Annotated in this window: 13 protein-coding genes; 7 read left to right on the top strand and 6 right to left on the bottom strand. The window is 63.2% G+C overall.

The window, feature by feature from the left end; all coding sequences use genetic code 11:
• The first annotated feature begins 56 nt into the window (after positions 1-56).
• From FFI89_RS04995 to FFI89_RS04960, 7 genes are all read left to right on the top strand, one after another.
• The gene (locus tag FFI89_RS04995; protein ID WP_138833448.1) at positions 57-326 is read left to right on the top strand and encodes a hypothetical protein; all 270 of its coding nucleotides are present in this window, start codon (positions 57-59) and stop codon (positions 324-326) included.
• Between the two features lie 673 nt (positions 327-999).
• Positions 1000-2142: a type III PLP-dependent enzyme gene (locus FFI89_RS04985; RefSeq protein ID WP_138833446.1), complete on the top strand. Its 1143-nt coding sequence runs from the start codon at positions 1000-1002 to the stop codon at positions 2140-2142.
• A 121-nt stretch (positions 2143-2263) separates the two neighbouring features.
• The gene (locus FFI89_RS04980; protein ID WP_138833444.1) at positions 2264-2866 is read left to right on the top strand and encodes a GNAT family N-acetyltransferase; all 603 of its coding nucleotides are present in this window, start codon (positions 2264-2266) and stop codon (positions 2864-2866) included.
• Between the two features lie 82 nt (positions 2867-2948).
• The gene (locus tag FFI89_RS04975; protein WP_138833442.1) at positions 2949-3335 is read left to right on the top strand and encodes a RidA family protein; all 387 of its coding nucleotides are present in this window, start codon (positions 2949-2951) and stop codon (positions 3333-3335) included.
• A gap of 281 nt (positions 3336-3616) precedes the next feature.
• Positions 3617-4021 carry a nucleoside diphosphate kinase regulator gene (gene rnk / locus FFI89_RS04970; protein ID WP_138833441.1) on the top strand — a complete coding sequence of 135 codons (405 nt, stop codon included), beginning with the start codon at positions 3617-3619 and terminating at the stop codon, positions 4019-4021.
• 103 nt (positions 4022-4124) lie between these two features.
• Positions 4125-5573 (top strand): homospermidine synthase, encoded by a 1449-nt coding sequence (locus FFI89_RS04965; RefSeq protein ID WP_138833439.1) that lies wholly within the window; start codon positions 4125-4127, stop codon positions 5571-5573.
• A 202-nt stretch (positions 5574-5775) separates the two neighbouring features.
• On the top strand, positions 5776-5991 hold the full coding sequence (locus tag FFI89_RS04960; RefSeq protein WP_138833437.1) for a hypothetical protein: 216 nt from the start codon (positions 5776-5778) through the stop codon (positions 5989-5991).
• Between the two features lie 118 nt (positions 5992-6109).
• Here FFI89_RS04960 and FFI89_RS04950 read toward each other — a convergent pair whose 3' ends face one another.
• The 6 genes from FFI89_RS04950 to FFI89_RS04925 form a co-directional block, all read right to left on the bottom strand.
• Positions 6110-6850 carry an acetoacetate decarboxylase gene (locus FFI89_RS04950; protein ID WP_138833435.1) on the bottom strand — a complete coding sequence of 247 codons (741 nt, stop codon included), beginning with the start codon at positions 6848-6850 and terminating at the stop codon, positions 6110-6112.
• Positions 6851-6982: 132 nt separating this feature from the next.
• The gene (locus tag FFI89_RS04945; RefSeq protein ID WP_138833433.1) at positions 6983-7720 is read right to left on the bottom strand and encodes an ABC transporter ATP-binding protein; all 738 of its coding nucleotides are present in this window, start codon (positions 7718-7720) and stop codon (positions 6983-6985) included.
• Positions 7710-8462: an ABC transporter ATP-binding protein gene (locus tag FFI89_RS04940; protein ID WP_138833431.1), complete on the bottom strand. Its 753-nt coding sequence runs from the start codon at positions 8460-8462 to the stop codon at positions 7710-7712. The genes FFI89_RS04945 and FFI89_RS04940 overlap by 11 nt, the downstream gene beginning before the upstream one ends.
• Complete coding sequence (locus FFI89_RS04935; RefSeq protein ID WP_138833429.1) at positions 8459-9424, bottom strand: branched-chain amino acid ABC transporter permease; 966 nt, start codon at positions 9422-9424, stop codon at positions 8459-8461. Before FFI89_RS04935 ends, FFI89_RS04940 begins: the two co-directional genes overlap by 4 nt.
• Entirely contained in the window at positions 9421-10287 is an 867-nt protein-coding gene (locus FFI89_RS04930) for a branched-chain amino acid ABC transporter permease (RefSeq protein ID WP_246669477.1), read from the bottom strand. Before FFI89_RS04930 ends, FFI89_RS04935 begins: the two co-directional genes overlap by 4 nt.
• 141 nt (positions 10288-10428) lie before the next feature.
• Positions 10429-11673: an amino acid ABC transporter substrate-binding protein gene (locus FFI89_RS04925; RefSeq protein ID WP_138833425.1), complete on the bottom strand. Its 1245-nt coding sequence runs from the start codon at positions 11671-11673 to the stop codon at positions 10429-10431.
• Between the last annotated feature and the right edge of the window lie 23 nt (positions 11674-11696).

The raw sequence follows: 11696 nt of genomic DNA, 5'->3' as shown, positions 1-11696 counted from the left end.
GCTTGATAGCGGGAGGCTTTTCGGAGAGATTGCGGCCCTCAAACAGGACCTGATCGATGAGCCAACTGCCCGCCTCCAAGCCCACCCGCGAGATCGTCTGGCCGAGCGTCGTCACCGTGATCTCGGCGGCGATCCTGATCGGCGCGGAGGTGTTCGGCGCGGCGTTTGCCGGCGGCTGGGCGCTCGCGATTCTGTTCGGGCTCGACGACACCGGCGCGCACATCCTGCAGGCCGTGCTGTTTGCGCTCGGCGTGCTGATCATGGTGGCCTTCATCCGCGCGGCCCAGCGCATCGAGCCGTTTTTCAAGCGGGCCAGGCGCGCCTGATTTGCGAATCCGAGAAACCGCTGCGGCACAGGCACGAACGCAAGCGCGCTTGCCGACAAAATCTTAACATCCATTCATGTTCGGCGTCGCTGACAGCTCGCGAGCCCGCTGCTGTAAGCAGGTGTTAGGTAAATCTGTCATCAACCTAAAAAAAATGTTGCGAAGCGGACTCAAAACCCTTATTTGCACTTTTGCCCAATTTCGCACGTGCCTGTGGTCGTGTGTCAGTCGGTAGGTATCCGGACAAGAGGCCGGACAGCCGCCAAGGGATGAAGAACCGAGGGTCATTCAAGCTTGAGTTAGTCGAGCTCGAGTGGCCAGCATCTCTCTCAAGAGATGCCGTTGAAGGTCTCTGCATCCTTTGCAACCGTGACTGGCAGCCGGAGGCGAACCGGCGCACCCCGCTCTCAACGGGGGACGCGACTTAAAGCAACGACGGATCGGGCTTTTTTGGTCTCTACCGGCATTCCAACGCCGGCGCGGGCTACTGAAAAGGCTTGTCCTTCATTGCCAGGTGTGCGGGCGGGAAAATTCCCAACCAATCCACGGCAGCACAGTCTGATCTGAGTCTTTTGGCTTCGTTGCGCCTCCATCGCGCAATTGGGCCGGGCACTCATATCCGACATCAATTTTTTGAACGGATCCCCGTCGCTGGGCCGTTTGGGAGAGTGCTATGACCGAACGTATTCAGGAATTCCTGCGCAACCGCCGCAGCGAGGGCCAGGACACCGAGCCGTGCCTCGTGGTCGACCTCGAAGTCGTGCGCGACAACTACCAGACCTTCTCGAAGGCCTTGCCGGACAGCCGCGTGTTCTACGCGGTGAAGGCAAATCCGTCGCCGGAAGTGCTGTCGCTCCTGGCCTCGATGGGCTCGTGCTTCGACACCGCGACGGTTGCCGAAATCGAAATGGCGCTGGCCGCAGGTGCGACGCCGGACCGCATCTCCTATGGCAATACGATCAAGAAGGAGCGCGACATCGCGCGCGCCTTCGCGCTCGGCATTCGCCTGTTCGCGGTCGACTGCGCCGCCGAAGTCGAAAAGATCGCCCGTGCCGCCCCCGGCGCCAAGGTGTTCTGCCGCATTCTCTATGATTGCGCAGGCGCCGAATGGCCGCTGTCGCGCAAGTTCGGTTGCGATCCGGAGATGGCGGTCGAGGTGCTCGACCTCGCCAAGCGCCTGGGCCTGGAGCCGTGCGGGATCTCGTTCCACGTCGGCTCGCAGCAGCGCAAGGTGAAGGCGTGGGACCGTGCGCTGTCGATGGCCTCGACGGTGTTCCGTGACTGCGCGGAGCGCGGAATCAACCTGTCCATGGTCAACATGGGCGGCGGATTCCCGACCAAGTACCTCAAGGACGTTCCTCCGGTCGTGCAATACGGCCGGTCGATCTTCCGTGCGCTGCGCAAGCATTTCGGCAACCAGATCCCGGAAACCATCATCGAACCGGGACGCGGCATGGTCGGCAATGCCGGCATCATCGAGACCGAAGTCGTCCTGATCTCCAGGAAGAGCGACGAGGACGAGGTGCGCTGGGTGTATCTCGACATCGGCAAGTTCGGCGGCCTCGCCGAGACGATGGACGAGTCGATCCGTTACGCCATCCGCACGCCGCATGACGGCGCGGAGATGACGCCGTGCGTGCTCGCAGGCCCGACCTGCGATAGCGCCGACGTGCTGTACGAGAAGATGCCGTATCCGCTCCCGGTGACGCTCGAGATCGGCGACAAGCTGCTGATCGAAGGCACCGGGGCCTATACCTCGACCTACTCGTCGGTGGCGTTCAACGGCATCCCGCCGCTGCGGACCTACCACATCTGAACAGCCTCTTCGTGAGGTTCGAATAACGGGAGCCGGTGCGCCGGCTCCCACTCCCTTCGTTTGCGAATTTTCGACAACGCTCCGCGGCCGGACCGGCCGTGGGAGTGGGGACTGACGTGCCATGACTGCTTTGCGGAAGACCACCATCGCCCTCACCTCCGATGCCGCTCCGTTCGCGATCCGTGCGGAACGGGCATCGGACGTCGTTGCGCGTGAAGCGCTGCTGGATGCCTGCTTTGGCGAGAATCGCCTTAACCGCACCTGCCAGCGCCTGCGTGACGGACGTGCGCCCGCCGAAGGCCTTGCCTTATCGGCGTTGGTGCGAGGCCGCCTGGTGGGCACCGTGCGGTTGTGGCACGTCAGCGTCGGCGGCAAGCCGGCGCTCATGCTCGGCCCGCTCGCGGTAGAGGCATCCTCCCGCAAGTTCGGTGCTGGGGCTGCGCTGATGGACCACGCGCTCGCGGCGGCGAAGGCGCGTGGCCATCGCGCGGTCATTCTGCTCGGTGATGCACCCTACTACGCCCGCTTCGGCTTCTCGGGCGCGAAGACCGGAGAGCTTTTGCTGCCCGGCCCGTTCGAGCGCGACCGGCTGCTCGGCCTTGAACTGCGCGAGGGCGCGCTCGACGGCGCCTGGGGCATGATCACCGCGACCGGCAAGCCGGCGCTTAAAGCCCGGTCAGCTCGCGCCCGCAAGGCGCTGCTGCCGGTGCCGCACGCGGCCTGAAGCGGGGTTGCGCGATCAGGGGAAAAGCCCCTAAACCGCGCGAAACCCGCTTTTTCGGATCATTCCCCGGATCGAGGTCCCGATGCCCCGACGTCTGATTTCCACTGGCTCGCCGTTTGAAAAGACCGCCGGCTACAGCCGCGCCGTGATCGACGGCGATTTCGCCTTTGTCGCCGGCACCACCGGCTACGACTATGCGACCATGACCATGCCGGCGGATGTCACCAGCCAGTCACGCAACTGCTTCAAGACCATCGAGGCCGCGCTGAAAGAGGGCGGCTTCGCGATGGCCGACATCGTCCGCGCCACCTACTACCTCACCGATGCTGCGGATGCGGACGCCCACTTCGCCGTCTGCGGCGAGGTCCTCGGCGACATCCGGCCGGCCGCGACGCTGCTGGTCGTCGCAGCTCTCCTGAAGCCGGAGATGAAAGTTGAAATCGAAGTCACGGCCAAGCGCCGCGCCTGAAATCCGCCGGTCGGCTGGTTACGCGACCGAATACCACATCGCCTCGCCGGTTGACTTTGCCGGCAACGCACCTAGGTTCAGGACATCATGATGAGCCTGCATAGCAAACGATTGTTGCTGCGCGCCGGTCACCTTCTCGCAGGAAGGTAGCCCGGACGGAGAGCTTTGCCCCGTCCGGGTTTTCGATTGCCTGCGATTTAAACTCACCGCAACGTCACACCTGTCCAGTATTGATCGCTTCATGCCGTCGGCATGACGCGTCCGAATAACCGTGAAAAACCATGCCCCATTTGCCTCGCACACAGCTTCCTCCCATCAAGATCCGACAGGCGGAGCGCGAACGGCTCGGCCATCTCGCCGACGCTTCCGCCGAGACCTTTTCGGCCACGGCCGAATTCCTCGCCCGGGAAATCGAACGCGCGACGGTCGTTCCCGATACGGCGCCGCTCCCGGGAATCGTCGGGATGGAATCCGAAGTGACCTTCCGCGACGACGCGACGGGCTTGCAGAAGCAGGTCACGCTGGTCTATCCGAACGCGGCTGACATCGACGCCGGCCGCGTCTCGGTTCTGACCCCGATCGGCGCCGCGCTGATCGGGCTGTCGGCCGGACAGGCCATCAGCTTCGAAACGCCGTCGGGCGAACAGCGATCGCTCACCGTCCTGGACGTTCGCGGACCCAATTGACCGCCTGACACCGATCGGCAACGATCACCCCAGCCACTGCAACCTTGCCTTCCCTGAACGCGCCTTTTTGCGCGCTCGCCTTCTCTCCCGGAGTCCAATGCCAATGTCCCCTTCCCCCACATCGCAGATCTACGCGAAAATTACCGGCCCCATTGTCATGATCGGCTTCGGCTCCATCGGCAAAGGCACATTGCCGATGATCGAGCGGCATCTCGATTACGACAAGTCGCGCATCACCGTGATCGATCCCAAGGACGAGGGCCGCAAGGCACATTGCGAGAGGCACAATGTCAGATTCATCCAGCAGGGCCTGACCAAGGACAATTATCGCGACTTGCTTACCCCGTTGCTCACTGAAGGCGGCGGCCAGGGTTTTTGCGTCAATCTCTCGGTCGATACCGGTTCTACCGACATCATGGAGCTCTGCAACGAACTTGGCGTTCTTTATATCGACACCGTCAACGAGCCCTGGCTCGGCTTCTATTTCGATGCTTCGAAGGGCCCGGAAGCGCGCTCCAACTACGCCCTTCGCGAAGTGACGCTGGCCGCCAAGAAGGCGCGCCCCGCGGGCTCGACGACGGCCGTCTCCTGCTGTGGCGCCAATCCCGGCATGGTCTCCTTTTTCGTCAAGCAGGCGCTACTCAATGTCGCCGCTGATCTGAAGCTCAATGCCCCCAAGCCGAAGACCAAAGCCGAATGGGCGGACTTGATGCGGCAGGCTGGCATCAAGGGCATCCACATCGCCGAACGCGACACCCAGCGCTCCAAGTCGCCGAAAGAGCCGGACGTATTCGTCAACACCTGGTCGGTGGAAGGTTTCCTGTCGGAAGGCGTGCAGCCGTCCGAACTCGGTTGGGGCACCCATGAAAAATGGATGCCCGAGAATGCGCATACCCACGAGGCTGGCTGCGGCGCAGCCATCTATCTAATGCAGCCCGGCGCCAACACGCGCGTGCGCACCTGGTGCCCGACCCGCGGCGCGCAGTATGGCTTCCTCGTCACCCACAACGAGTCGATCTCGATCTCCGATTACTTCACGGTGCGTGACGCATCGGGCACGACGATCTATCGGCCGACTTGCCACTATGCCTATCATCCGGCTGACGATGCCGTGCTGTCGCTGCATGAAATGTTCGGCCGCGCAGCGAAGATGCAGGAAAAGCACCACATCCTCGATGAGGACGAAATCGTCGACGGTATCGACGAACTCGGCGTGCTGCTGTTCGGCCATGACAACAATGCCTACTGGTACGGCTCGCAGCTCTCCATCGAAGAGACCCGCAAACTCGCACCCTATCAGAACGCCACCGGCCTGCAGGTGACCTCCGCCGTGCTCGGCGGCATGGTGTGGGCACTGGAAAACCCGAACGAAGGCATCGTCGAAGCCGACGAGATGGATTTCGATCGTCTGCTGGAAATCCAGATGCCGTATCTCGGCCCGGTGAAGGGCTACTACACCGACTGGACGCCGCTATCGGACCGGCCCGGCCTGTTCCCGGAAGACATCGATACATCCGATCCCTGGCAGTTCCGCAACGTGCTGGTGCGTTAGGGAACCCGAAGATCATCCCGGGTGTGCGCCGCACATCCGGGACTGCCAATCGGCCGCGTGGAACTACCGATCCCGCCGCGCATTCTGCCGTAACGGTCGCTTAATCTGTTCGCGCCATCCTGAGGGGTGAATTTCTTGCGGGGGCCAAGGCCCGTCGCCGCAGCTCCATTTGAGCGACGGCTCCCTCAGCGGAGCGAGCAACATGCGCGCCATCATCGCAATCGTGCTGTGCGCAGCCGCATTGGCGGCCTGCACCCCCGACAACGACGTCACCGGCTCGATCGAAAGCTGCACCAGGCAGCTTTACAGCGCCTACAATCCCAAGGACATGAAGCAGTGCGTCGCGGTCTGCATCGCCTGCGAGCGCGGCGTGACCACGACCTGCTCCACCTCCTGCACGCTGAAGGGCGCGCACTGAGGGGGTTGGTTGTCATTCCGGGATGGTCCGCAGGACCAGACCTCAGGGGTGCAATTGCACCCCGGGGAATCTCGAGATTCCGGGTTCGATGCTTCGCATCGCCCCGGAATGACTGCTGTCACTTCGCCAGATAATCGAAATCCACCGTCCCCAACCCGAGCGTCAGGTCCGCCTTGAAATGCGTGGCTGAAACCACTTCGCGCACCGGCAGCCGCGCGACGTCGGCCAGCGCGTGCGGAAACAGGCCGAGCGCGCCCGGCCCGGTCCACGCCTCCTTCAGCGCGATGTCCTCGAGATAATAGCGCACCAGTTCGCATATCCGCGGGCTGCCGTCGACATGCGGAATGATCTTCAGCATGAAGTTCGGCGCCTTCATCGACTTCAGCACCGCGTCGTGGTCGATCTCGCGGTGCTTGTAGCCCATGGTGGCGGAGGCGCAGAGCACCGAGCCGTAATGCAGCGTGCCGACCAGCACGTCGCTCTCGACCGCGATCTTAGGCGACGCCAGTTTCTTCGGAAAGCCCCAGAGCTCGCGGCCGCCGGCAATCGGTGCTTCGTCGTCCAGGTACATCGAATGAACGTAGCCACCGTCCTCGCCCTTGTAGCGCACCGGGATCACCTGCCCGGTTTCGGTGTAGTCGCCGAAGCCGGTTGAATCAGGCATGCGGATGAACTCGTATTTGACCAGCGGCTCGGCGATTTCGAGCGGCTCCGGCACCACGGCGGCCAGCGCCTCCGGATCGGTGCGATAGGTGATGATGAAATATTCGCGGTTGAAGAAGCGATAGGGCGCCGGCGGAAACGCCGGGTTGGTCAGCGGCATCGAATAAGCGGTTCGCCTGACGTCGTCGATCTTCATTGCTGCCCTCGTTTGTCGCCTGCGCACTCGCGCGATGGAGGGATTATGGCGCACCCGATAGCGGCAGGCGAGACTGTAAAACCGGCAGACGATCAAATCATCGCCAGCAAATTCATCCTGCGGTCATACCAGTCAGGCGACGCCGCCGAGATAGAGCCGCTTGACGATGTCGTTGGCCTTCAACTCGTCGACCGACCGGGCCGCGACCGCGATCTCGCCATGGACGATGATGTAGCCGCGGTCGGCAATCCGGATGGCCTGATTGAAATTCTGCTCCGCCATCAGCACCGTCAGGCCGACTCGCGCCTTGAGCTCGCCGATCTTGGCGATGGTCTGCGACACCAGAAGCGGCGACAGCCCGACCGACGGCTCGTCGATCAGCAAGAGCCGCGGCGACGACATCAGCGCGCGTGCGATCGCCAGCATCTGCTGCTGCCCGCCGGACATGGTGCCGGCAAGCTGGTTGGCGCGCTCCTTCAATACCGGAAAAGTTTCGAAAGCCAGCGCGATGTTCCGGTCGATGGTGCCGCGGGCGACCTTGCGGAAGGCCCCGAGCATCAGGTTTTCCGTGACCGTCAGCTTGGGAAACAGCCGTCGCCCCTCCGGCACCAGCGCCACGCCGAGATCGACGATCTGTTCGGTCGAGAGTTTGGTCAGGTCATGCGCCACGCCGTCGATGGTCAGCGATATGCCGCCGCGCTCCGGCCGGATCAGGCCCATGATGCACTTCATCAACGTGCTCTTGCCGTTGCCGTTGGTGCCGAGCAGCGCGACGGTCTCGCCGGCCTCGACGTCGAGCGTGACGCCGCGCAGCGCCTTGACGGCGCCGTAGCCGGCGTGGAGGCCGTCGATGGCGAGGCTAAGTGCCAAGATAGGCCTCCTGCACCCGCTGGTTCGCCATCACCTCGTCCGGCGCGCCGAGGGCGATGATCTTGCCGGCATCGAGGCACATCATCCGCTTCGAAAAGCGCATCACCGCCTGCATGATGTGCTCGATCATGATGATGGTGATGTCCTCGTCGCCGAGGCTGATCAGGAGGTCCAGCACCTCGTCGACTTCGGAATGGGACAGCCCGGCCATGGCTTCGTCGGAAATCAAAAGCTTCGGGCGCATCGCCATGGCGCGCGCAAGCTCCATCTTGCGCAATTCGACCTGGCTCAGCGTATCGGTCGGCGCGCCGGCCTTGGCCGCCAGCCCCATCCGCGCGAGGATCGACATCGCGACTTCTTCCTCCGGCAAGGCCGCGGCGGCAGCGCCGGGCGCTGACGCGAAGTCGAGGCCGACCATGAGGTTTTCCAGCACCGTCATGCTCTTGAACGGCCGCGGAATCTGGAAAGAGCGTGCGATGCCACGGCGCGCGCGCAGGTGCGGCGGCAATTGGGTGATGTCCTCGCCGCAGAACATCACGCTGCCGGCATTTTGACGCAACGCGCCGGAAATGCAGTTGATCAGCGTGGTCTTGCCGGAACCGTTCGGTCCGATCAGGCCGAAGCGCTCACCTTTCCTGATATCGACGCTGATATTGTCGAGCGCGGTGAAGCCGCCGAAGGTCTTGGTCAGGCTGCCGATCCGCAGCAGAGGCGCGTCGACTGACGGGATACCTTGCGTCATGTCCTGCCCCCCGCGCGCAACCGGTAGCGCGGCCGCAGCAGCCCGATAATGCCCTTGGGCGCCGCCACCACGAACACGACCAGCATGATGCCGAGCACCAGCACGTTGACTTCGGACGAGATGGTGACGGCCAGAAGCTGCTGCGTGGTGCCGAGCAGGATCGCCCCGAGCACCGGGCCGATCCAGTGCGCGGTGCCGCCGATCAGCGCCATCGCCAGCACCGAGACCGAATAACTGAGATTGAAGGCCGACGACGGGTCGGCATATTGCAGATACATCGCCGCCGGCGCGCCGGCCGCGGAGATCAGCGCGCCCGAGATCATGCAGGCGACCAATTTGAGTTTAAGCGTCGGCACACCGGTGCATTCCGCCGCGAGTTCGTCGTCCCGCAGCGCCTGCAGGCCGCGGCCGATCCGGGAATTCTGGATATAGCGCGCGATCGCCACCGCAATCACCACCAGCACGCCCTGCACGAAGAACAGCATCTTCACGTAACTGTCGAACGGCGCCATCACCGGCGGCCGCTGTAACTGGATGCCGGCAGCGCCGCCGACGAACCGCCAGTTCATGACCGTGGTCTCGATGATGATCGCCAGCGCAATCGTCGCGATCGAAAAGAAGATGCCCCGCATGCGCAAGGTCAGCAGGCCGACCGCAAGCCCGAGCAGCATGCCGACGACCGCGGCCGCGGCGATCTGCACCACGAGCGGCGCGCCGGACACCTTGAACAACGCCACCGCGGTGTAGACCCCGACGCCGAAGAAGGCGTTGGTGCCGAAATTGACGTAACCGGCATAGCCGCCGAGGATGCTCCAGGCGACCGAGAGCACGATAAACTGCAGGATCACATAGCCGGCAAAGAACGGATATTCGTTGCGGACGATCTGCGTCATCGCCATGACGGCGACGAGAAAGACCGCGATGCCGGCCCAGAAGGCGATGCTGTTGCGTCGTGTGGTCATCTGCCGAGCAAACCTTGCGGCCGAATGGCGAGCACCGCGAGCAGCATCGCGAACGAGATCGCCGGCGCCCAGGAGGCCCCGAACAGCGTGAGCACGATGGTTTCGGCAACGCCGAGGATGATGGCGGCAACCAGCGTGCCGGTCATGCTGCCGAGCCCAGCCATCACGACCACGCAGAACGTGCGCCCGATATAGGCGCGGTCCAGCGTCGGCTCGACCGGCGCCACGATGATCAGGAGTGCGCCCGCCATGCCGAGCACGGCCGTGGCAATGCCGAAGGCGAATTGCTTGATCCGGACCGGGTTGGCGCCCATCAGCCGCAGCGCCTCCTCGTCCTGCGCCACGGCGCGGATCGCCCGGCCCATGAAGGTTTTCGACAGATACACCGCCAGCAGGACCGTCAGCCCCAGCGCGACAGCAAACGCGACCAGTTGCCGGATCGGGATCCGGAACTCACCGAACCGCCAGGCCTTGCCGATATAGCTCGCCGAGACCGACTGCTGGTCGACGCCGAACTGCAGGATGATCAGCACCTCGATGATGAAGGCGATGCCGAAGAAGAACGCGATGCCGCGGACGGCGGCATCGCTGCCGCGCCTCTCGAAGATTTCGTAGTAAATCCGATAGGCGACCAGGCCGAACACGAAGAACAGCGGCGTGATCAGAAGTCCTGCCAGCAGAGGATCGATGTCATAGCGGTCGTTGAGCAGGAATACCCCATAGGACGCCAGCACCAGAAACGCCGGATGCGCGACATGGGGCACGTCGAGCAGCCCGAACGAAACCGACAGCCCGACGCTGACGGCTGCATAGAAGCAGCCGAGCAGTACCCCCAGCACCACCGCACCGAGCAGCAGGTCCATTGAAAACACGTTGGATATCCCCCTTGGAGCCCTGTCGGTTCTGATGGCGTCGGAACCGGGCTCCAGCCTTTCGTTTAACGCGTTTTCTTCGCTACGCTCGAAAACGCTATGGGCCTTTCCCGAGCCAGAAAAGCCGCGAACCTATTTGCGAGCAGCCTCGAAGGGACTGACGAGCGTTCCGGTTTTCAGTTTATCGGGGAACAGGATCACCTGCTTGCCGGACTTTCGGAACTGTTCGACGTCCTTGTCGACGACGCCCCGGAACTGCGCCTGCAGGGTTGCGGTTTCCTTGCGCTCGCCATCCGCCGAAAACGCGATCGGCCCGACGATGGTCTTATGCTCGTTCTCCCGCAGGTATTTCGCCAGCGCCTTCTGGTCGAGCGACTTGGTGGCGTTGACCGCCGCCTCGATCATCTGGCCCTGCGCATAGCCGAACGGCGCCAGATAGTAGCCGAGCGGATCGACCTTGGCCTCCACCGCGCGCTTGGTGTAGGTCTCGAAGAAGGTCTTGGTGCCGTCGAAATACATGCTCTGTTCGGGCAGCCAGGTATTGTAGTTGACGACGCCGTTGAGCAGCGATCCGAGGTTGGCCATCACGGCCGCGAATTGCAGGCCGACCATGCCGCCGCCGAAAATCTTGACGTCGTCGCCGATCCCGATCTCATTCACGGCGCGCAGGATGCCGGCCGAATCCGGCGGATAGGACGCGACATAGACAATGTCGGGCTTGGCAGCCTTGAGCGCGCGGATGATGGAGGAGAATTCCACCGTGTTCGGCGGATAGTTCTGGTCGAAGACGACGGGAATGTTGCGCTGCTTGGCGACGTCGCGCGCAGTGAGCGCGAGATTCTGGGCGAATTCCTGGTCCGCCGAGAGCAACGCCATGGTCTTGCCGCCGGCCTTCTGGCCGATATCGAGGAACGAGGACGCCCAGCTATCGGCCGGCCCCCACGGCGCATTGTTGAACCACATGTCGTGGCCGACCTTACTGTTCACCTGGAACGAAAAATTCCCCATCAGCAGCAGGCCGCGCTGCTTGACGAACGGCATGATCGGTGCGGTCGGCACCGTCGCGTAGGGTGCAAACAGCAGATCGACCTTGTCGACGTCGACCAGCTTGGCGTAGATCGCAGGCGTTTCCGACGCGCTCGACTTGTCGTCATAGACGATGAGTTCGACCTTGCGACCGAGCAATCCGCCCTTGGCGTTGATGTCGTCGCGCCAGATCTCGATGCCGAGTTGAGCGGCCTTGCCGCCGCCCGCCAAACCACCGGTCTGGGCCATCGACATGCCGATCTTGATCGGCGGCTGCTGCGCCGAGGCGATCGAACCCTTGCCAAGCGCCGCGACAGCTACTGCTCCGCCGAGAAACGTTCTGCGTTTCATTGATCTCCCCTTATGCCCAATTG

The organism is Bradyrhizobium sp. KBS0727 (assembly GCF_005937885.2).
Taxonomy (GTDB): Bacteria; Pseudomonadota; Alphaproteobacteria; order Rhizobiales; family Xanthobacteraceae; genus Bradyrhizobium.
The sequence above is the reverse complement of the archived record's forward strand: the minus strand, read 5'-3'. Positions and strand labels throughout refer to the sequence as shown.

Excerpts from the sequence above, each read along its gene's own strand:
- FFI89_RS04985 (WP_138833446.1), top strand. The coding sequence starts at position 1,000 with ATGACCGAACGTATTCAGGAATTCCTGCGCAACCGCCGCAGCGAGGGC.
- FFI89_RS04960 (WP_138833437.1), top strand. The coding sequence starts at position 5,776 with ATGCGCGCCATCATCGCAATCGTGCTGTGCGCAGCCGCATTGGCGGCC.
- FFI89_RS04950 (WP_138833435.1), bottom strand. The coding sequence starts at position 6,850 with ATGAAGATCGACGACGTCAGGCGAACCGCTTATTCGATGCCGCTGACC.
- rnk (WP_138833441.1), top strand. The coding sequence starts at position 3,617 with ATGCCCCATTTGCCTCGCACACAGCTTCCTCCCATCAAGATCCGACAG.
- FFI89_RS04980 (WP_138833444.1), top strand. The coding sequence starts at position 2,264 with ATGACTGCTTTGCGGAAGACCACCATCGCCCTCACCTCCGATGCCGCT.
- FFI89_RS04925 (WP_138833425.1), bottom strand. The coding sequence starts at position 11,673 with ATGAAACGCAGAACGTTTCTCGGCGGAGCAGTAGCTGTCGCGGCGCTT.
- FFI89_RS04940 (WP_138833431.1), bottom strand. The coding sequence starts at position 8,462 with ATGACGCAAGGTATCCCGTCAGTCGACGCGCCTCTGCTGCGGATCGGC.
- FFI89_RS04975 (WP_138833442.1), top strand. The coding sequence starts at position 2,949 with ATGCCCCGACGTCTGATTTCCACTGGCTCGCCGTTTGAAAAGACCGCC.
- FFI89_RS04995 (WP_138833448.1), top strand. The coding sequence starts at position 57 with ATGAGCCAACTGCCCGCCTCCAAGCCCACCCGCGAGATCGTCTGGCCG.
- FFI89_RS04965 (WP_138833439.1), top strand. The coding sequence starts at position 4,125 with ATGTCCCCTTCCCCCACATCGCAGATCTACGCGAAAATTACCGGCCCC.
- FFI89_RS04935 (WP_138833429.1), bottom strand. The coding sequence starts at position 9,424 with ATGACCACACGACGCAACAGCATCGCCTTCTGGGCCGGCATCGCGGTC.
- FFI89_RS04930 (WP_246669477.1), bottom strand. The coding sequence starts at position 10,287 with ATGGACCTGCTGCTCGGTGCGGTGGTGCTGGGGGTACTGCTCGGCTGC.